Source organism: Rathayibacter sp. VKM Ac-2879, from assembly GCF_015351245.1.
Lineage (GTDB): Bacteria > Actinomycetota > Actinomycetes > Actinomycetales > Microbacteriaceae > Rathayibacter.
Map to the genome: position 1 here is coordinate 452,162 of NZ_JADKSO010000001.1, position 19,075 is coordinate 471,236.

Here is a 19,075-nt window from a genome sequence, read left to right on the forward strand (position 1 = left end):
CGGAGGCTCTGTGCGTCGTCACGTGCCCGTCCGCTGTGGTCCCATGGTCGGGTGAGCGACGAGGTGACTCCGCAGACCGGTGCTGACGCGCAGGCCGCCGTGCACACGCGGGACGGTGCGTCGTCGACCGGCGCGCGGGCTCTTCTCCTCTTCACGCTGATCGGCGCGACCGGCGGGGTGCTCTCGGGCGCGTTCGGCGTCGGCGGAGGCATCGTGATGGTGCCGATGCTCATCGCGTGGGCCGGCATGGACCAGCGCCGCGCCTCCGCGACCTCGCTGCTGGCCATCGCACCGACCTCGATCGCCGGTGCGTTCGCGTACACGCTCGCGGGTCAGGTCGCCTGGCTGCCGGCAGCGGTGATTGCGGTCGCGGCAATGCTGGGGGCCGTCGCGGGGTCCTGGCTGCTCGCGCGCCTCCCGCTCGGTGTGCTGCGCTGGCTGTTCGTCGTGCTGCTGCTCGCGGCGGCCGTGCGGATGGGCGTGGTCGGCTCGAACGAGACCGGGGAGGTCGCGGAGGGCTGGGGAGTGTGGCCCGGCTTCGCGGGGCTCGGCGTCGTCATGGGGGCCGCGTCCGGCCTGTTCGGGATCGGTGGCGGAGCGGTCGCAGTGCCCGTCCTGGTCGGCGCCTTCGGGCTCGCCGACCTGTTGGCCAAGGGCACCTCGCTCGCGGCGATGATCCCCACGGCGCTGACGGGCTCGATCGCGAACGCTCGGCGGGGACTGCTCGACGTGCGGGCCGGTCTCGTGGTGGGGCTCTCGGCGACGGCGTTCTCGTTCGCCGGGGTCGCGCTCTCGTTCCTCCTGCCCGCACGGCTCTCGGGGATCCTCTTCGCTGCGCTGCTGCTGCTCGCCGCAGTGCAGCTCGCGGTGCGAGGGTGCCGGCGGCCCGTGGGCTGATCGCTGCGTCCTGACGCAGACGCGCGCCCGTGTCGAGGACCGTGCCCGAGGCGCGGCTCTCATGGCAGCATCGACGGGATGACCTCCGGTACCGCATGAGCGCGTTCAGCTACCAGGCCGCGTCGATCCCCCTCCGTCTCGCGAGCGCGGGCATGATCGTCGCCCTCCCGGTCCTCGCCGTCGACCGGCTCGACGACGTCGCGCTGGGCGGCGCGTTGACGGGAGCCGCGCTGTTCCCGAGCGTGATCGCCGCGCCGCTCGTCGGCACGGTGCTCGACCGCGTGCGACACCCGCGCCGGCTGCTGGTCGCCTCCGCCCTGGTCACCGCCGTCTCGTTCACGCTCGCCGCATTCCTCGGCGAGGTGCCGACTCCGCTCATCGCCGCACTGCTCGTGGCTGCGGGACTCGCGACGCCGGTCTACATGGGCGGCATGTCGAGTTTTGTGACGAGCGCGATCCGCGACCCCCGTCGCGCCTACGCGCAGGACTCGCTCTCGTACACGGTCGCGTCGATCGGCGGGCCGTCGATCGTCGGCCTCGCGATCGCCGTCGGCGGGGCGCGGGCGGCGATGCTCGCGATGGCGGTCCTCGCGTTCGTGGGCGTGTTCGGCTCGCTCGGCCTGGCGATGGAGGCGCGTCCGGCGCCGACTGTGGGCGTGCTGCGCACGATCGTGGCGGGAGTCCGGCATCTGGCCACGCACCGCCCGCTCGCGGTGGTCACCTCGGCCGGCACGCTGAGTCAGGTGGCGGCCGGTGCGGCCGGTGTCGCCGCGATCGGCCTCTCGGTCGAGCGGCTCGGCAGCACCGATGCCGCGGCGTGGATCCTGACCGCCTCCGCGGTCGGCGGCCTCCTCGGCGCCATCCTCGTGACCGCGCGCCGCGGCCGGAGGCGACCCTCCTGGGTGATGGGAGCCTCCTACGTCGCGACCGGTGCGGCCCTCCTCGTGGCGGTGCCCGATCTCGGGATCGTCGTGGCCGTCGTCGCCTTCGCCGTGGCGGGAGTGTTCACCGCGCCCTCGAATGCGGCGATGCTCTTCCTCCGCGACCAGGAGAGCCCGGCGCAGGTGCGCTCTCAGGTGTTCACGATCGGCGCGGGGCTGCGCTCCGCCGCCGCGGCAGTGGGCGCGGTGCTCGCGGGCGCGGTCGCCGGGATCGGCGCCTCCTGGCTCGTGGCGGGGATCGCGGTCGTGTGGATCGGCTCCGGGCTCCTGCTGCGAGCCTTCCCGCGGACGGCCGAAGAGGGCCGCCTCGCTTGATCCGCGCTCAGCTGGCGGAGCCGGCGAGACTGCCCGCGGTGAGCCCGCTCGGATCGGTGGCGAGGCAGTTGATCGTGCGGTCGCCGCTGTCCCAGCTCTCCTGGGTGGGGTAGTAGTAGCTGAAGTCGAGGTCCGACTCCTCGGGGGAGGCGCCCACGAACGACTCGAAGGCGGCACCGCAGTCGGTCTCGGCCTGCTGGGTCGTGGCGTCACTCCCGGGGTAGTCGTCGGCGTCGGTCATCGTCACGTTCTGGAACACCTCGTAGGCATGCGGCTCGCTGCACGGCACGGTCGGCACGTCGGTGACCTCGGTCGCGGTCTCGGTGAGCTCGTCGTTGAGGCAGTCACCGACGCGCAACTGGAAGACATCGGTCGTGCCGCCCTCGGTGATCTCGCCGGTCTGCTCGTCGCGCGTCTCGCCGCCGAGGAGGCTGGCGATCCCCGAGCATCCCGTGAGGCCGAGGACGAGTGCCGCACCCACGGCGAGGACGACGGGACGGCGGCGGTTCATCGGAGCTCCAAGTGTCGACGGACAGGTTCTGACCAGGCTAGAGCGCCGACGCGGCGGGCGAGTCCGTCGCGGGGAGGATCCGGACTCCCTGCTGCGGAGGCTGGCGCGTACCCCGCGCGGGTAGTCGAATAGGGGAATGGCTCAGAAGACGGTCGCAGACCAGCTCATCGCCCAGCTCATCGACGCCGGCGTCTCCCGGATCTACGGGATCGTCGGCGACTCGCTCAACCCGATCGTCGATGCGGTGCGCCGCAGCGGCGGTGCGGCCAAGGGAGGCATCGACTGGATCCACGTGCGCAACGAAGAGGCTGCCGCGTTCGCCGCGGGCGCCGAGGCGCAGCTCACGGGCAGGCTCGCGGTCTGCGCGGGCAGCTGCGGACCGGGCAACCTGCACCTCATCAACGGACTGTACGACGCCCACCGCTCCTCCGCGCCCGTGCTCGCCATCGCCAGCCACATCCCGAGCAGCGAGATCGGTTCCTCCTACTTCCAAGAGACGCACCCCGACCGCCTCTTCGTCGAGTGCTCGAACTACCGCGAGCTGGTGTCCACCGCGGCGCAGGCTCCGCGAGTCGTCAACGCCGCGATGCGCAGCGCCGTGGCCCTGCGCGGGGTGGCCGTGGTGACCCTTCCCGGCGATGTCGCCGAGCTCGACGCGGTGGGCGAGTTCCCCGCCTTTGTGCTCCCCGCCGCACCGGTGCTCGTGCCAGCCGAGAGCGACGTCCGCGCCCTGGCCGCCGCGATCGAGGAGGCGAAGACCGTCGCGATCTTCGCCGGGGCCGGGGTGCAGAACGCACACGACGAGGTCGTGACGTTCGCCGAGCTCGTCGGTGCCCCGATCGGGCACAGTTTGCGCGGCAAGGAGTGGATCCAGTACGACAACCCCTACGACGTGGGCATGACGGGTCTGCTCGGCTACGGCGCCGCCCACGCGGGCATCCACGACGCCGATCTGCTGATCCTGCTGGGAACGGACTTCCCCTACGAGCAGTTCCTGCCCGACGCATCGAAAGTGGTGATCGCGCAGGTCGACTCCGACGCCTCCAAGCTGGGCCGCCGCGTCAGCGTGGCGCACCCCGTGCACGGCGACGTCGCGGCGACCCTCGCCGCCCTCACCCCGCTGGTGTCGCGCAAGAGCCACCGTTTCCTCGACAAGACGCTGAAGAAGCACGAGAAGCTCGTGACCGGAGTCGTGGGCACCTACACCGAGGTCACCACGCGACGCCCCATCCATCCCGAGCTGGTCGCGTCCACCCTCGACGGCCTGCTGTCCGACGACGCGATCGTCACCGCCGACACCGGCATGGGCAACGTCTGGCAGGCCCGCTACATCACCCCCAACGGCCGGAGGCGCCTCGTGGGCTCCTACCTGCACGGTTCCATGGCCAATGCACTCCCGCAGGCGGTCGGCGCGCAGCTCTCGCACCCCGGCCGCCAGGTCGTGTCGCTGAGCGGAGACGGCGGCCTCTCGATGCTGATGGGCGAGCTGGTGACCGTCGCCGCCTACCGGCTGCCCGTCACGATCGTCGTGTTCAACAACTCCACCCTCGGTCTCGTGAAGGTGGAGATGCTGGTCGACGGCTTCCCCGACTTCGGAGTGGACGTGCCGATGGTCGACTACGCGCAGGTGGCGCAGGCGATCGGGATTCGGGGCATCCGGGTCGAGGACCCCCGGGAGGTCGAGGGGGCACTGCGGGAGGCGCTCGCCGAGGACGGGCCGGTCCTCGTCGACGTGGTGACGGATCCGCTCGCGCTCTCGCTGCCTCCGACGATCACCGGCACCCAGGTGAAGGGCTTCGCTCTGGCGATCTCGAAGATCGTGATGAACGGAGGAGCGGGCGAGGCCGTCGCCCTCGCCCGCTCGAACATCGGGCACGCGTTGCCCTGAGGCGCTACCGCACCGACTTGATCGGCAGGATCGCGATCGCGCCGAGGAGCGCCAGGGCGGCGCAGAGCGAGAACCACAGGCCGTAGTTGTTGCCGGTCGGGTCGCCGACGTACACCAGGATCCCGCCGAGGAGAGGGGCCACGGTCTGCGGCAGTGCGTTGGCGATGTTGAACACGCCGAGATCCTTGCCCGCATCCTCGGGGTTGGGCAGCACGTCGACCACGAGCGCGAGATCGACGCCCACGTAGATGCCATAGGCAAGTCCGAGAATCGCCTCGAGGAGGTAGAACGAGCCGACGTCGTGCACGGCGACGAGCGCGAGCGTGCCGATCGCGTAGAGGGCGGTCGAGCCCATGACGAACACTTTGCGCCGGCGGAGCCTGTCCGAGAGCCAGCCCGCGGCGAAGCTCGAACCGATCAGCGCCACGGTGTAAACGAGCACGCTGATGGTGATGACGCCCGGGATCTCGTCCTCGGGCACTCCGACATGGGTGAGCAGGTAGAAGAAGCGGAAGGTCGAGAAGCCGAAGCCCGCGAAGGTGATGAGGAAGCGCGACCACCAGGCCAGTGCGTAGTCGGGGTGCCGCACGGGGCTGACCCAGAAGGTGCCGATCCAGTCGCGGAGGGTGGCGCGGGGTGGTCGGGTCGGCAGTGGCCGGTCGGGCAACACGATCGCGAACACGACCATCGTCGCGACCGACAGCACTGCGGGAGCGACGAACATCACGAGGAGCTGACCCGCGAACGCCTGTGCCACGGCGGTGCCGCCGAGGACCCCGACGTTCTGCGCGATGCCGAGCGCCGCCGTGATCGTGCCGCGCTGGAACGTCGGCACCTGGTCGGCGATCGTCGCCAGGAACGGGGCGAACGCCATGTTCGCCCCGAGCTGCGCGAGCGACCAGCCCACGGTCGCCGTCGGCAGATCCGGGGCGACCGCCATGACGACGAACGCGAGCGTCATCAGGACAGTGCCCGCGACGATCCAGACGCGGCGTCGCCCGAACCTGCTCGTGGTGCGGTCGGAGAGCCTCCCGAAGGCGACGTTGGCCACCGTCGCGAAGATCGCGCCGAAGCCGCCGAGCATCGAGGCCGCGCCGGTCGCTCCGTCCTGCGGGATCACTCCCGCCTGCACGAACGACTGGATCTTGAGTCCGATGCCGACGATGGCGGGGCCGAGGAGGGCGACGAAGAAGACCAGTTGCGCCACGAGCAGCGCCGCCACGAAACTCCTTCGTGCTGGCTCGGTGGGCTCGGGGAGCCCGTGGTTCCTCGCCGTCGCCGTCGCCGTCGTCATGCCCGAGGGCATCCCCGCGGCTGATCCGCTCGCTGTCGTCATGATCGTCCTCTCCCCATTGAGCGTCGAAGCATCGATGGAGCGGTTCGCGAAAACCGTTCATCGTGCGGGGATGAGTATGTGGGCGCAGTCGAGACGATGCAATACCTGTATGAGGAAAAGTCAGTAAGCGAGGAGGCGCCAGAGGCTCTCGATGTCGTCGCCCATATCGATCGAACGGTCCAGTGCCCACTGGATCTGGATGCCGTCGGCGGCGGCGATGAGCAGTCGCGCGACGAGTTCGGGGTCGAGGTCGGCGCGCGCCATTCCCCTCTCGATCCGCGCCCGGATGGCGTCGGCGAGGTCCGAGCGGATCGAGGCGAGGCGTGCCATGAAGTGCGCGTGCGCGGGGTGCGCCGGATCCTCCGCCGCCGCGGCGAGCGTCAGGTGCAGCTGCACCAGGCCCGGCACATCGCGGTTGTGCCGCATCACGGCGATCAGGCCATCGATGATGTCGGTCGCCGAATCGAGGGGCTCGGAGTCGATCTCGTCGCGCTTCTGCAGGATCGCGGTGAGCAGGTGCTCCTTCGACTCGAAGTAGTGCATCAGCCCCGGGAGGCTCATCTCGCAGCGCCGCGCCACCTCTCGCAGCGAGGTGCCCCGGTAGCCCTCGCGGGCGAAGACGTCGAGGGCGACCCGGAGGATCTCCTGACGGCGGGCGATCCCTCGCGCGTACGACCCTCGCTCCGGCATGGTCCGATCGTAGGGCAGCGCTTCTCTCACTCTGGTGTGGTCAAAGCCGCTCATTGTATGGTTTTGCTGCCGCGGCGCAGGAGCCCGGCCGATCGGAGAGCAGCCATGACCCACGCCGACCAGCTCGACGCCCTCACCCTCGACGAGAAGGCGTCGCTGACCAGCGGCGACGGCCTCTGGTCGACCACGCCCGTCGCTCGGTTGGGAGTGCCCTCGATCGTCCTCACCGACGGCCCGCACGGCGTGCGCCTCCAGAGGTCGAGCGCCGACCACCTCGGCCTGGCCGACAGCGTGCCCGCGACGTGCTTCCCGCCCGCCGTCACTCTCGGCTCCACCTGGGACGTCCACCTCGCCCGTCGGGTCGGCATCGCGCTCGGCCAGGAGGCGCGAGCACTGGGAGTCGGGGTCCTGCTCGGCCCGGGCATCAACATCAAGCGTTCTCCGCTGTGCGGGCGCAACTTCGAGTACCTCTCGGAGGATCCGCTCATCAGCGGCGTCCTCGGCGCGGCGCTCGTCGGTGGCCTGCAGAGCCAGGGCGTCGGCGCCTCGCTCAAGCACTTCGCGGCCAACAACCAAGAGACGGACCGCCTCCGCGTCAGCGCCGACATCGACGAGCGCCCCCTGCGCGAGATCTACCTGCGCGCCTTCCAGAGGGTCGTCACCGAGCAGCAGCCGTGGACGGTGATGTGCTCGTACAACCGGATCAACGGCGTGTACGCCTCCGAGAACCCGTGGCTGCTCACCACGGTGCTGCGCGAGGAGTGGGGCTTCGACGGGCTCGTCGTCTCGGACTGGGGCGCGGTCGACGACCGTGTCGCCGCTCTCGCCGCAGGGCTCGACCTCGAGATGCCCTCGAGCGGCGGCCGCAGCGACGCCCGGCTCATCGAGGCGGTGCATGCCGGAGAGCTCGCCGAGACGCACCTGACGACGGCCGCCCGCCGCCTCCTCGAACTGCTCGAACGCGTCGCCGAGGGCGCCGACCCGAAGGCCGTCTACGATGCGGACGCCCACCACGCGCTCGCCAGGGAGGCTGCCTCCCGTGGCATCGTGCTGCTCAAGAACGATGGCGGAGTGCTCCCGATCAACCCCTCGACCGTGGACAGCGTCGCCGTGATCGGCGAGCTCGCCCGCACCCCGCGCTACCAGGGCGCGGGCAGTTCCCTCATCACGCCGACCCGTCTCGACTCCGCCCTCGACGCGCTGCGGGAGGCGCTCGGCGAGCGGCTCTCCTTCTCGCCCGGTCACACGCTCGACGGCTCGGGAGACGCGGAGGCACTGCGGTCGGAGGCCGTCGGGGCGGCCGCGGCGGCCGAGGTCGTGGTGCTCTTCCTCGGCCTGCCCGCGACGGAGGAGTCGGAGGGATTCGACCGCCGGCACCTCGAGCTGCCCGCCGAGCAGATCCGCCTGCTCGAGGCGATCGTCTCGGCGAACCCGCGCACCGTCGTCGTGCTCTCCAACGGCGGAGTCGTCCGTACCTCCGGGTGGCAGGACGACGTGCCGGCCCTCGTCGAGGGCTGGCTGCTCGGCCAGGCGGGCGGAGGCGCGGTCGCCGATGTCCTCCTCGGCGTCGTCAACCCCTCGGGACGCCTCGCCGAGACGATCCCGCTGCGACTCGAGGACAGCCCCGCTCACCTCGACTTTCCGGGCGGATTCGGGCACGTCCGCTACGGCGAGGGTCTCTTCGTCGGCTACCGCGGCTACGACGCCCGGGCGAGCGAGGTCGCCTTCCCCTTCGGCCACGGTCTCTCTTACACCCGGTTCGTGTACCGAGACCTCGTCGTCCTGGCCCACGAGGGCGGCCTGAGCGTCCGGCTGACCGTCGCGAACACCGGTGCCCGCGACGGACGCGAGGTCGTGCAGGCGTATGTCGGTGTGCCGGGATCCGCCGTGCCGAGGGCTCTCCGCGAGCTGCGCGGCTTCGCAGTCGTCGACCTCGCCGCCGGATCCGAGGAGGCCGTGACGATCGAGATCGCTCGCGACGACCTCGCCTACTTCGACCCGCAGGCCGGCCGCTGGTGTGTGGAGGGCGGCGAGTACCGCGTCGAGGTGGGTGCCTCGAGCCGTGACCTGCGGGTGAGTGCCACCGTCGCGGTGGTGGGCGATGACGTGGCGCGTCCGCTCACGGCGGCGTCGACGCTCGCCGAATGGCTCGCGCGCCCCCGCGCCGGGGCGCTGCTGCGCGAGGCGCTCGCCTCCGGGGGCGGGATGCTCGCGTCGGCGGCGGAGGATCCGGCTGCGCTGGCATTGCTCGGCTCGATGCCTCTGAGCCGGCTGGCCGTGTTCCCCGGGAGCCCACTCGACGAGGCGACCCTCGCGAGCCTCCTCGAGGCCGAACGCTCCTGAGGGGCGGCCCCGGTCGACACAACGTCAGCCGTGACGCGTTCTCGCGCACCATCGTGGCTGAGACCTCGTCGTGGCTGACGTTGTGCGCGAGTTCACTCGCCGAACGTGATGGCCTGCGCCTCGACGAGCTCGGGCTCTGCCTCGTGTGCGTCCGCGCGCACCAGCGTGTGGCGTCCGAGCAGCACGATCAGGGCGGCGACGGCCACGGCTCCAGCGGCCGCAAACATCGGGAAGGCCGGAGAGATCGCCGCGGCGAGGGCGGAGGCGGCTGGCGGAGCGATCGCGCCGCCGAGGAAGCGCACTCCCGAGTAGGCGGAGGAGGCGACGGAACGCGGCAGCTCGGTGGCCTCCATCACGCACTCGGTCAGCACCGTGTTGACGACACCCAGCAGCAGGCCGCCGACGATGATGCAGACGATGAGGCCGACCCGCGATGAGATCGCCAGCCCGCCGGCGATCAGGTCGAGCGCCAGCAGCACGAGCACCGAGCGCAGCACGACGGTCCGCGGGAGGCGCGCGGTCAACAGCGGGGCGACGAACACCGAGGTGATCGCGACGCTCAGGCCCCAGCCGAAGAACGTGAAGCCGAGTCCCATCTCGTCGAGTCGCAGCGGATAGGGGGTGTAGGCCAGCAGGACGAAGAAGCCGATGTTGTAGAAGAGCGCGGCGGCCGCGAGGGTGCGGATGGCGGGCACCTTGAGGGCGGCGAAGGGCGCCGAGAGCGGCGTCGGCGTGGGCTTCGGGCCGTCCTCGCGCAGGAGGGTCGCGATGGCGATGAAGCCCACTGCCATCAGCACGGCGGTGCCGAAGAAGGGTCCGCGCCAGGACACGCTGCCGAGGAGGCCGCCCAGCAGCGGCCCGACCGCGATGCCGACACCCAGCGCGGCCTCGTAGAGCACGATTGCGGCCGAGGAGCCTCCGCTGGCCGCCCCGACGATCGTCGAGAGCGCGGTCGAGATGAAGAGCGCGTTGCCGAATCCCCAGCCCGCTCGGAAGCCGATGACGCCTTCGACGCTGCCGGCCGAGCCGGCGAGGGCGGCGAAGACCACGATCAGCACCAGGCCGATCATCAGCGTCTTCTTTGCGCCGATGCGGCTCGACAGCCAGCTGGTGAAGAACATCACCACGCCGGTGATGACGAGGTAGCTCGTGAACAGCAGCGACGTCTCGGTCGGGGTCGCGCGGAGGCTCTCGGCGATCGCCGGGAGGATCGGGTCGACGAGTCCGATGCCCATGAAGGCGATGACCGCCGCGAAGGCGACGGCCCAGACTGCGAGCGGCTGCTTGAGGATCGAACCCTGGGAGGGGGAGGTGGTCACGACTGGCCTTTCTGGGGAGAGGTGGGGGAGGTGCCTGTGATGCGCGCGACGCGGGCCTCGACGATCGCGGCGGCCCGCTCGATGGTCTGGTGCTCGTCGTCGTCGAGGTCGTCGAACAGGGGTGCGAGCGCGCTCTCGAGGCGGAGGCGGTGCTCGCCGAGGGCGGTGAAGCCCGCGGCGGTGCCCTCGATCAGCCAGGCGCGACCGTCGTTCTCGTCGTGCACCCGGCGGATCCAGCCGGCCTCGTCGAGGCGGGCGATGATTCCGGTCATCGTCGGCTGGGTGACCCGCACACGCTCGGCCAGCTCACCGAGGCGGGCCGGGGAGGAGGTGCGCAGCTCGGCGAGGGTGGTCCAGACCGCGCCGGCTTGGGCGCCGAGCCCTGTGGCGCCACTGGAGCGACCTGCGAACCGCGTGAGAGCGGTGGCGGCGGAGGCGAGCCGCACGGGAGCGCTGGAATCGGGCACGAGGAACAATATAGCACTCCTATGTATAGGGGATGCGCGCGGGTCCTCGTAGGGGCACTGCCCTTTTCGTCTGCCCGTGTGTCAAAATGGTTCGAGATCCTTCGCCATGAGCCCGGGCCACCGACGGAACGAGAAGTGATGTCCTCTATCGAGCGCGATGTCGTCGTGATCGGAGCCGGCGCCACCGGCCTCACCGCGGCACTCCGACTACACGAGGCCGGCTATGACGTCGTCGTGGTTGAGGCGCGAGAGCGGGTCGGCGGACGCCTCGAAACCCGCGTGGTCGAGGGACAACTGCTCGAACTCGGCGGTCAGTGGGTCTCGCCCGACCAGACCGCGCTGCTCCAGACGCTCGACGAGCTGGGCTTGCGCACCTACTCCCGCTACCGCGCCGGCGAGAGCGTCTACCTCGGCGCCGACGCCTCCGCACGCCGCTTCACCGGCGAGATCTTCCCCGGACCCGAACGCACCGAGGCCGAGGTCGCCCGACTCATCGCCGACCTCGACCGTCTCTCGGCCGAGACCGATCCTGCCGCACCGTGGGAGCATCCGCTCGCCCACGCCTACGACCGCATCACCTTCGCGGCGTGGCTCGACCAGCAGAGCGACGATGCGGAGGCGCGCGCGACCATCGCGCTGTTCCTCGCCGGCGCGATGCTCACCAAGCCCGCCCACGCGTTCTCCCTCCTTCAGGCGCTGCTCATGGCGGCGAGCGCGGGCGGCTTCCGGCATCTGGTCGACGCCGACTTCATCCTCGACAGGCGCGTCATCGGGGGCCTGCAGCAGGTGCCGGAGCGGCTGGCCGAGCGACTCGGCGGCGAGCGGGTCCTGCTCGGGCAGCCGGCGCGGTCGCTGCGGTGGAGTCGCGAGGGCGTCGAGGTCCGCACCGACGCGCTGAGCATCCGCGCCCGCCATGCGATCGTCGCCGTGCCGCCGAACCTCGTCGGCCGCATCGCCTTCGAGCCGCCGCTCCCGCGTCTTCGTCAGCAGGCGCTCCAGCATCAGTCCCTGGGGCTGGTGATCAAGGTGCACGCGAGCTACCCCACGCCGTTCTGGCGCGCCGACGGCCTCTCGGGCACCGCCTTCAGCCCGCACGCCCTCGTGCACGAGGCTTACGACAACTCCAACCACGGCGAGGAGCGCGGGACGCTCGTCGGCTTCGTCTCAGACGAGAAGGCCGATCGCCTGCTCGCGCTGCCCGACGCCGAGCGCAAGGCGGCGGTCCTCAGCTCTCTCGCCGCCTACTTCGGACCGGCCGCTCTCGATCCGCTCGTCTACTACGAGAGTGATTGGGCGTCGGAGGAGTGGACGCAGGGTGCCTACGCTGCGAGCTTCGACCTCGGCGGTCTCACCCGCTACGGCGCGATGCAGCTCGAGCCGGTGGGTCCCGTCCGCTTCGGCTCGAGCGATCTCGCCGCCGAGGGGTACCAGCACGTGGACGGCGCGATCCGTGTCGGATGGCGCCTGGCACAGGAGATCATCGACGAGGACGGCGCGACCGCGTCGTCGCCCGAGCGCGAAGGAGCACTGCCCGTATGAGCATCCAGTACGCCGTCACCGACCCGGCCTCCGGCGAGACCCTGCGCGAGTACCCGACGATCGACGACGAGGCCCTCGGGCGGGCGATCAGTGCCGCGCACGACGCCTACTCCGCCTGGTCGCGCACCGTGCCGGTCGCGACGAGGGCAGCGCTGATCGCCCGAGTGGCCGAACTGCACACCGAGCGCGCCGACGAGCTGGCCGCGATCGTCGTGCGCGAGATGGGCAAGCCGCTCGACCAGGCGCAGGGCGAGGTCGGCTTCGCGGCCGACATCTACCGCTACTACGCCGAAAACGGTGCGGCCTTCCTCGCCGACGAGCCGATCGAGCTCGCCGAAGGCACCGGCACTGCCGTGATCCGCCGCGCGGGGCTGGGCGTGCTGCTGGGCATCATGCCGTGGAACTTCCCCTACTACCAGGTGGCGCGTTTCGCGGGCCCCAACATCGTTGCGGGCAACACGATCCTGCTCAAGCACGCCCCCCAGTGCCCGGAGTCGGCGGCCGCCATCGCCGAGATCTTCCGCACCGCGGCCGAGGAGCTGGGCGCCCCTGCCGGCGTCTACGTGAACCTGTACGCCTCGAACGAGCAGGCCGCCACCGTCATCGCCGACCCGCGCGTGCAGGGAGTCTCGGTCACCGGCTCCGAGCGCGCGGGAGCGGCGGTCGCCGAGCTCGCCGGACGCCACCTCAAGAAGGTCGTGCTCGAGCTCGGCGGATCCGATCCCTTCGTGCTGCTCTCGACGGACGACCTCGACAAGGCCGTCGAGGACGCGGTCGCCGCCCGTCTCGACAACAACGGGCAGTCGTGCAACGCCGCCAAGCGCTTCATCGTCGTCGACGAGCTGTACGACGCCTTCGCCGAGAAGTTCACGGAGGCGTTCACCCGTGCCCAGCCCGCCGATCCGTTCGCGGAGGGGACCCTGCTCGGCCCGCTCTCCTCGTCGGCTGCGACTGAGCGGCTGAAGGACCAGCTCGCCCGGGCCGTCGAGCAGGGCGCAACCGTGCGCGCGAGCGGCGAGGTGACCGGCAACTTCTTCCCGCCGGCCGTGCTCGAAGACGTCACTCCCGCAATGGACGCCTACCGCGAGGAGTTCTTCGGACCCGTTGCCGCGCTCTACCGCGTGCGCGACGAAGACGAGGCCATCGTCATCGCGAACGACACCCCGTACGGGCTCGGCTCCTACCTCTATACGACCGACCACGAGCAGGCGTTGCGCCTGGCCGATCGCATCGACGCGGGCATGGTCTGGGTCAATCTCGTTCTCGGCGACGCGGCCGAGTTGCCTTTCGGCGGCGTGAAGCGCTCGGGTACTGGCCGCGAGATGGGCCGCCCTGCGCTGGAGGAGTTCGTGAACAAGAAGCTGATTCGCATCGCTTAAGCCGCGTGGGCAGTCCCGGCAACACAACGTCAGCTGAGACGCTGTCGCGCGCACCATCGTGGCTGAGGCGGCGTCTCAGCTGACGTTGTGCCGTGCCCGTTCCCTTGCCGCCTGACGGGCGGTGGCCACGGGACGACGGAAGGAGGGGTGTCGAGCTGATCGCCCGGCACCCCTCCTCCCGTCATCGCGGAGATCCTGCGGAGAGACGACCAACGCCGCCTCTCAGAAAGGATCCGGCAGCCGGACTAGTCAGCTGCAGGTGGGATCGACCACATAGGTGGCGATGTCGGCATTGGTCGAGTCGACGTGCTCGCCGACGGCGGAGGAGACGTTGGAAGCGACGGGGGTGGTGCGGATCTTCCACCAGAGTTCGCCGTTGACGAGGAAGAAGCCGTAGCCGACGGCGGTGGCGTTGGCGGGGATCTGGTCGTAGGTGTCAAACCGTCCGTTTGAGTTCCATTGGTAGCTTTTTCCGTTGGCCTCGAAGGTGGCGACGTCGGCATTCAGCGAGTCGACGTGTTGTCCGACGGCGGAGGTGACTCCGGTGATGACGGGGGTGGTGCGGCCCTTCCACCAGAGTTCGCCGTTGACGAGGAAGAAGCCGTAGCCGACGGCGGTGGCGTTGGCGGGAATGTTCGGGTAGGTGTTGAGCTGTCCGTTTGAGTTCCATTGGTAGCTGGTTCCGTTGGCCTCGACGGTGGCGACGTCGGCATTCAGCGAGTCGACGTGTTGTCCGACGGCGGAGGTGACTCCGGTGATGACGGGGGTGGTGCGGCCCTTCCACCAGAGTTCGCCGTTGACGAGGAAGAAACCGTAGCCGACCGCCTTCGCGCCGGACGGAATATTCGAATAGGTCTCGAGCTGTCCGGTCGAGCGCCACTGATAGTTGCCCCCACCTGGCGCCGCTGTTGCGGAGACGGGTGCGGTGGTGCCGAGCGAGTCGGAGGCGGCGGCGAAGGTGCTGGTGCCGCCCTTCGCGGGGACGCTGATGGCGGGGAGGGTGATGAGTCCGTTGGAGTCTGTTGTCGCTGAGTGGCTGGTGGAGCCGTCGGAGAAGGTGTAGCCGTCGGTGAGGGTGACGGTGATGGTTTTTCCGGGGTCGGGTGTGGTGCCGTCGGTGGTGCGTCGTACTTGGACGCCGGTGATGGTGCTGCAGCCTTGGCCGGTGTAGGAGTTTTGGGTGAATCTGAGGGTGGGTGTGCCAGAGGCTGCGGCGGCAGGGGTGGCGGTGGCGACGGCGACGGCGGGGAGGGTCCAGGCGACGCCTTTCACCAGGGTGCGGCGATGGACGCCGTCCTCGGCGGGAATGCTCCAGCCGGTGAGCGGAGCCGCGCTGTCGCGGGATTCGGAGGGGTTCTTGGTCATGTGCTCGAACTTTCATCATGGAGAAGGGGGGCAGGGGAATCATCGCCAGCTCCCGCCTCCGCACGCCCTCGTCTGACCGTTATTTGATTGCTCGTTGCCGGAAAGAGCCGCCGTGCCGTGGCTGTGGCGGTATCGATGAGGAGGCGGGGGCTCGGTGTCACGAGAATGTGGCGGAGTTCTCTGGAGTGGAGGAACCGGCGGCGATGCCGGCCACTATTGCCAGCGGCGCGTCGCTCTCGAGGCGAGAAGGGCGACTTTGTGAGGCTCAGTGCAATAAGACACACCGAGTGGGGCGTATAGACACATGAATGTGCGGGTCTTCTCGAGGAGGCGGGCGGTCGTGGCCGAGCTGTCGACAGCGCGGCATCGAGCGTCGTCCGTCTGAAAATGACCCCTGTTTGGGGGTTGTTACTACGGGCTGAGGGGCTGAACTGCGCCCACCGGCTCCCTCCTTGAGTGCTTTTAGCGGCCGCTTATTGCACACCGTTCGCCGGAAAGTGTGGCCGACTATCGCGTCCGAGGTGCTGTGGTCAGAATCGAGCGGGTGCCCCCACGCCCTCCGAGGGCCCATTTCTGCCTTGTGCCGACTATTGAGGGATATCTGAAAGGCGTATGTCAATGCGGATGGCTCGCCAAAAATACTCGCTCCAGGGTGACGCTGCACAGGAATGGCTCGTCGAACGTCACTTTCTCGGTGATGTCGGTCCGGGTTTCAGACTCGTCTCCGACGAGATTGAATTCCCTGAATATCGCGCGACGAGGGTGTGGCATACCGAAGGTCGATACCTTATCGAGCGCTCGTCTCCTTCTGCCCTGATTCTCCTGCAGATCGAGGGGCGGTCGACGCTCGCGTCGCCGCAGTGGGAGGAGACCAAGCAGCTCGGGCCCGGCGACGTCGCTGTCCTCCCGGCGGCCTCCGCCTCGTACTCCTTCTCCGCCCAGGGACCAGTCGCGCGGTATCAAATCGAATGCAGCCTCGCCGGGCTTCCCCTCGTCGCGCGCTCCGACATCATGTCCGGGAGGATCTACTCAGGACTCTCGAAAGAATATCGGGATGCCGTGGTAGCGGCGGCGAATATCGCACTGAATTCGACGATGAGCCGGGGCGAGGCGGGTTTCGCGGACTTTGGAATGGGACTGAGGCATCTCACGGCGGCCCTTCTTCAGCACGCCTTCGACACGTCGGCCCCTGTGGGCCCGAACGCCGTGAGCCCCCTGCACCACGCCGCTCTTCGCGTCATCGCCACACGGGCCACGGATGCCGATTTCGATGTCACGATGCTCGCCGACGCCGTCGGGACCTCGCCGCGTAACCTCCGCCACGTCTTCGCCCAGGCGGGCAGCTGGGCCAAGGTCGAGCTGACCGCCGAACGCGTACGACGCGCTCGCGCCTATCTCGCGCAGTCGGTCGGCAACCCCCAGTTCACCCCGGCCGAGATCGCTCGGCTCTCGGGATTCCGCGATGTCCGTGCCCTGACCCGCGCGCTGGCCAAGCATGACGGTGAGGCCCCGCCCCCGCGAGGAGGTCGGCAGCGGCGGGACGATACGACCCGGACCTGAGTCAGAGCCCGCGCTCGATCGAGGACGTCGCTGTGCGAGCCGGCACCGACACGACGTCAGCTGAGACGTCGACTCGCGCGCCATCGTGCGCGAGAGAGCGTCTCAGCTGACGTTCTGCGCTCGGGCCGTCACCTCGTCGTCAGCGACGACTCCTTGTGTGCCGCCCTCGCGCCGGTCTTTTCGCTCTGCACGATCCGGTACGGTTCGTCGTCGGAGGCGGTGGACTTCTGCCCGTCGAACCGGAACTCCTTCGTCTTGTTCTCGATCAGCTCGCCGTGGGTTTCGCCCTGCGAGGTGTTCCAGCTGACCGCATCGCCTTTCTTCACGAGGTGCTTCCTCTCTCTCGCTCCGGCGTTTGATGTTGCGGCTCTGGCGGCGACGCAGAGCATGACTCCGCGCTGGCTCCAGATGGCGTTCGCCGAGCGGGGGCTGACGCCGCGTCGGGCGATTCGTCTTGAGCGCACTCGTGCGGCGCACGGGGTCCTCGAGGCGGACCGTGGTCTCACCCTCGACGAGGTGGCGCGGCGTACCGGTTTCCCGTCGGCGCGTGCGCTGAGGCAGGCTTTGCGCACGTTCGGCGAGACGGGTGACCTCGGTTTGCTGGCGACGAACGACCCCGGAAGGGCCTGAACGTCCAAGGAGCCTCCTGCCTGGACGACACGCTGCTCTGCGTCTTCGACCCTGTGCCGGGCGCACGCCACAACCGGGCCGCGATCACGCTCTGCGGCTGGGAGTCGATCCTGGACGCAACCGCCTGGATCGAGGTTTTTGAGGCTCCGAGCGAGCTGTCTTTCTCGATGCAAAAAGTGTGGGGGTGCCGGACCGAGTCCGGCACCCCCACACTTCTGAGGTTAGTACTGCCGCTGATCGACTGCGAGCGGGGGCTTCTTATAGCCGATCATGTTGGTGCTGTTCTGCTGGGAATTGGGGATAAACCCGCGCTGGAGGTGTCCACCCCGGTCTCGGTTCCCTTCAATGGGCGACTCTCTCGCCTTCTGAAGTGAGAACTACATCACTCGCGTGAACTTCTGAAGACGCGTGAGGCGATCAGCAGCTGGAGTTGCTCGACGTCACGTAGTCCATGTAGAAGCCGTTCGTCGAGTCGTACGCGATCTGCGAGGCAGAGGTGACGTTGCTGTCCACGAGCTGGCCGCCATTATACAGCTTTCCGTCCGAGGTCAGGAACATTCGGTCTCCGAGTGCCGTGGCGCCGGTGAAACCAGAGGCCTGCTTGGTGACTGTTCCGGTCGCGTCGCCGGACTTCCGGTAGTACGTGTAGACGTCTCCGGTGGTCGTGACATAGTCCATGTAAACGCCGTTTTGACTGTCATACTCGACCTGAGACGCTGATGCGACACCCGTCGCTATGCTCGTCGTCCCCGTTTTGAGTTCGCCTGAAGACGTCAGGTAAAGGGTGTCGCCAAGAGCCGTGGCTCCCGTCTGGCCGGTGGTGATGGCGCTGCTCGAGCCGGTTGTCTGGTCAGACTGCTTGTAGAACTGACGTACTTCCCCGGTCTTGGTGACGTAGTCGATATAGATGTTATTAGCGCTGTCGTAATTCACCTGCGAGACAGACGCGACATCAGTTCCGATAGCCTGCGAATCGAAGAACAGGGATCCACCGGACGTCAGGTAGATGCCGTCTCCGTATGCGGTGGCATCGGTCTGGCCGGATGTAATCAGGCTGCTCGACCCCGTGTTGCTAGTCCCATCCTTCTTGAAGATGCGGACGTCGCCGCTCTTCGTGACGTAGTTCAGGAACAGATTGTTCTTCGAGTCATATTCGATCTGCGAGACGGAGGTGACGTTCGAGTCAATCAACTGGGGGGCGCCGGTAGGAGCGCCGTTGTAAAGCATGCCGTCCGACGTGAGGAAGATCGCGTCGCCGTAGACGGTCGCATCCTTGTAGCCGGCGCGAATGAGGCTGCTGGAGCCCGTCGATGAATTCGCTGGCTTGTGGAAGCCTCGAACGGCGTAGGCCGTTGAGGTGACCGGCGCCGAGGCCGCGAGCGTATCCGACGTCGCGTTGAACATGGTCGACTTCTCGCCGGTCGGAACGTTGATGTTCGGGAGGGTGATGAGCCCCGAGCTGTTTGTGGTCGCGGAATAGGTCGTGGTGCCGTCAGCGAAGGTGAAACCATCCTTCAGCGTCACGGTCACAACCTTGCCCGCGTCGGGCGTGGTGCCGTCTGTCGTGCGCTTGACCTGCACGCCGGTGATGGTCTCGCATCCGTTACCGGTGTAAGAGCCCTGCGTGAACTCCAGCTTCGGCGTCGCCGACGCCGCAGCGGCCGGCGTCGCGACCGCGACGGCGACAACGGGGATGGTCCAGGCGGCGCCCTTGACGATGGTGCGGCGGTGGACGCCGTCCTCGGCGGGGATGGTCCACTCGGAGAGGGGTGACCCGACGTCGCGGAACTTGTCGAAGGAATTTTTTGTCATGTGCTCGAACTTTCGTCTGTGATGAGGGGGACAGACGAAGCATTGCCAGGTCAGCGAGGCACACGACCCGCTGGGCCGCAAAT

16 protein-coding genes are annotated in these 19,075 nt (G+C 68.9%); 8 read left to right on the plus strand and 8 right to left on the minus strand.

What is annotated here, in order from left to right; translation table 11 throughout:
- The first annotated feature begins 51 nt into the window (after window positions 1-51).
- Window positions 52-897, plus strand: a complete 846-nt coding sequence (locus tag ITJ45_RS02140) for a sulfite exporter TauE/SafE family protein (protein WP_194607191.1) — start codon at window positions 52-54, stop codon at window positions 895-897.
- Between the two features lie 95 nt (window positions 898-992).
- Window positions 993-2,153: an MFS transporter gene (locus ITJ45_RS02145; RefSeq protein WP_194607192.1), complete on the plus strand. Its 1,161-nt coding sequence runs from the start codon at window positions 993-995 to the stop codon at window positions 2,151-2,153.
- A gap of 7 nt (window positions 2,154-2,160) precedes the next feature.
- Here the strand turns inward: ITJ45_RS02145 and ITJ45_RS02150 are convergent, their stop codons facing one another.
- The gene (locus ITJ45_RS02150) at window positions 2,161-2,664 is read right to left on the minus strand and encodes a septum formation family protein (protein ID WP_194607193.1); all 504 of its coding nucleotides are present in this window, start codon (window positions 2,662-2,664) and stop codon (window positions 2,161-2,163) included.
- 136 nt (window positions 2,665-2,800) lie between these two features.
- Here ITJ45_RS02150 and ITJ45_RS02155 point away from each other — a divergent pair, with 136 nt between their 5' ends.
- A complete protein-coding gene (locus tag ITJ45_RS02155) occupies window positions 2,801-4,552 on the plus strand; it encodes a pyruvate dehydrogenase (RefSeq protein ID WP_194607194.1) in 1,752 nt (583 codons plus the stop codon).
- Window positions 4,553-4,556: 4 nt separating this feature from the next.
- Here the strand turns inward: ITJ45_RS02155 and ITJ45_RS02160 are convergent, their stop codons facing one another.
- Window positions 4,557-5,888 (minus strand): MFS transporter, encoded by a 1,332-nt coding sequence (locus ITJ45_RS02160; RefSeq protein WP_194607195.1) that lies wholly within the window; start codon window positions 5,886-5,888, stop codon window positions 4,557-4,559.
- Between the two features lie 120 nt (window positions 5,889-6,008).
- Entirely contained in the window at window positions 6,009-6,578 is a 570-nt protein-coding gene (locus ITJ45_RS02165) for a TetR/AcrR family transcriptional regulator (RefSeq protein WP_194607196.1), read from the minus strand.
- A gap of 105 nt (window positions 6,579-6,683) precedes the next feature.
- On the opposite strand from ITJ45_RS02165, the gene ITJ45_RS02170 reads away from it, so the two are divergent.
- On the plus strand, window positions 6,684-8,921 hold the full coding sequence (locus tag ITJ45_RS02170; RefSeq protein ID WP_194607197.1) for a beta-glucosidase family protein: 2,238 nt from the start codon (window positions 6,684-6,686) through the stop codon (window positions 8,919-8,921).
- A 92-nt stretch (window positions 8,922-9,013) separates the two neighbouring features.
- Here ITJ45_RS02170 and ITJ45_RS02175 read toward each other — a convergent pair whose 3' ends face one another.
- Both ITJ45_RS02175 and ITJ45_RS02180 read right to left on the minus strand, forming a co-directional pair.
- Window positions 9,014-10,240, minus strand: coding sequence for an MFS transporter (locus ITJ45_RS02175; protein ID WP_323742816.1), 1,227 nt, complete (start codon window positions 10,238-10,240; stop codon window positions 9,014-9,016).
- Window positions 10,237-10,707 (minus strand): MarR family winged helix-turn-helix transcriptional regulator, encoded by a 471-nt coding sequence (locus tag ITJ45_RS02180; RefSeq protein WP_194607198.1) that lies wholly within the window; start codon window positions 10,705-10,707, stop codon window positions 10,237-10,239. Before ITJ45_RS02180 ends, ITJ45_RS02175 begins: the two co-directional genes overlap by 4 nt.
- A 138-nt stretch (window positions 10,708-10,845) precedes the next feature.
- Here ITJ45_RS02180 and ITJ45_RS02185 point away from each other — a divergent pair, with 138 nt between their 5' ends.
- Window positions 10,846-12,246 carry a flavin monoamine oxidase family protein gene (locus ITJ45_RS02185; RefSeq protein WP_323742817.1) on the plus strand — a complete coding sequence of 467 codons (1,401 nt, stop codon included), beginning with the start codon at window positions 10,846-10,848 and terminating at the stop codon, window positions 12,244-12,246.
- Entirely contained in the window at window positions 12,243-13,625 is a 1,383-nt protein-coding gene (locus ITJ45_RS02190; protein WP_194607200.1) for an NAD-dependent succinate-semialdehyde dehydrogenase, read from the plus strand. The genes ITJ45_RS02185 and ITJ45_RS02190 overlap by 4 nt, the downstream gene beginning before the upstream one ends.
- Before the next feature lie 249 nt (window positions 13,626-13,874).
- Here ITJ45_RS02190 and ITJ45_RS02195 read toward each other — a convergent pair whose 3' ends face one another.
- Window positions 13,875-14,990 (minus strand): hypothetical protein, encoded by a 1,116-nt coding sequence (locus ITJ45_RS02195; protein WP_194607201.1) that lies wholly within the window; start codon window positions 14,988-14,990, stop codon window positions 13,875-13,877.
- 1,095 nt (window positions 14,991-16,085) lie between these two features.
- Between ITJ45_RS02195 and ITJ45_RS02200 the strand changes: the two genes are divergently transcribed.
- Entirely contained in the window at window positions 16,086-16,550 is a 465-nt protein-coding gene (locus tag ITJ45_RS02200) for a helix-turn-helix domain-containing protein (RefSeq protein WP_194607202.1), read from the plus strand.
- A 128-nt stretch (window positions 16,551-16,678) separates the two neighbouring features.
- Here ITJ45_RS02200 and ITJ45_RS02205 read toward each other — a convergent pair whose 3' ends face one another.
- The gene (locus ITJ45_RS02205) at window positions 16,679-16,939 is read right to left on the minus strand and encodes a DUF2945 domain-containing protein (protein WP_194607203.1); all 261 of its coding nucleotides are present in this window, start codon (window positions 16,937-16,939) and stop codon (window positions 16,679-16,681) included.
- Between the two features lie 19 nt (window positions 16,940-16,958).
- Between ITJ45_RS02205 and ITJ45_RS02210 the strand changes: the two genes are divergently transcribed.
- Window positions 16,959-17,180, plus strand: coding sequence for a hypothetical protein (locus ITJ45_RS02210; RefSeq protein WP_194607204.1), 222 nt, complete (start codon window positions 16,959-16,961; stop codon window positions 17,178-17,180).
- A 417-nt stretch (window positions 17,181-17,597) separates the two neighbouring features.
- Here the strand turns inward: ITJ45_RS02210 and ITJ45_RS02215 are convergent, their stop codons facing one another.
- Window positions 17,598-18,992, minus strand: a complete 1,395-nt coding sequence (locus ITJ45_RS02215; protein ID WP_194607205.1) for a hypothetical protein — start codon at window positions 18,990-18,992, stop codon at window positions 17,598-17,600.
- Window positions 18,993-19,075: the final 83 nt, after the last annotated feature.

Excerpts from the sequence above, each read along its gene's own strand:
- ITJ45_RS02215 (WP_194607205.1), bottom strand. The coding sequence starts at position 18,992 with ATGACAAAAAATTCCTTCGACAAGTTCCGCGACGTCGGGTCACCCCTC.
- ITJ45_RS02195 (WP_194607201.1), bottom strand. The coding sequence starts at position 14,990 with ATGACCAAGAACCCCTCCGAATCCCGCGACAGCGCGGCTCCGCTCACC.
- ITJ45_RS02170 (WP_194607197.1), top strand. The coding sequence starts at position 6,684 with ATGACCCACGCCGACCAGCTCGACGCCCTCACCCTCGACGAGAAGGCG.
- ITJ45_RS02150 (WP_194607193.1), bottom strand. The coding sequence starts at position 2,664 with ATGAACCGCCGCCGTCCCGTCGTCCTCGCCGTGGGTGCGGCACTCGTC.
- ITJ45_RS02155 (WP_194607194.1), top strand. The coding sequence starts at position 2,801 with ATGGCTCAGAAGACGGTCGCAGACCAGCTCATCGCCCAGCTCATCGAC.
- ITJ45_RS02165 (WP_194607196.1), bottom strand. The coding sequence starts at position 6,578 with ATGCCGGAGCGAGGGTCGTACGCGCGAGGGATCGCCCGCCGTCAGGAG.
- ITJ45_RS02185 (WP_323742817.1), top strand. The coding sequence starts at position 10,846 with ATGTCCTCTATCGAGCGCGATGTCGTCGTGATCGGAGCCGGCGCCACC.
- ITJ45_RS02145 (WP_194607192.1), top strand. The coding sequence starts at position 993 with ATGAGCGCGTTCAGCTACCAGGCCGCGTCGATCCCCCTCCGTCTCGCG.
- ITJ45_RS02200 (WP_194607202.1), top strand. The coding sequence starts at position 16,086 with ATGAGCCGGGGCGAGGCGGGTTTCGCGGACTTTGGAATGGGACTGAGG.
- ITJ45_RS02160 (WP_194607195.1), bottom strand. The coding sequence starts at position 5,888 with ATGACGACAGCGAGCGGATCAGCCGCGGGGATGCCCTCGGGCATGACG.
- ITJ45_RS02205 (WP_194607203.1), bottom strand. The coding sequence starts at position 16,939 with ATGCTCTGCGTCGCCGCCAGAGCCGCAACATCAAACGCCGGAGCGAGA.
- ITJ45_RS02190 (WP_194607200.1), top strand. The coding sequence starts at position 12,243 with ATGAGCATCCAGTACGCCGTCACCGACCCGGCCTCCGGCGAGACCCTG.
- ITJ45_RS02210 (WP_194607204.1), top strand. The coding sequence starts at position 16,959 with ATGGCGTTCGCCGAGCGGGGGCTGACGCCGCGTCGGGCGATTCGTCTT.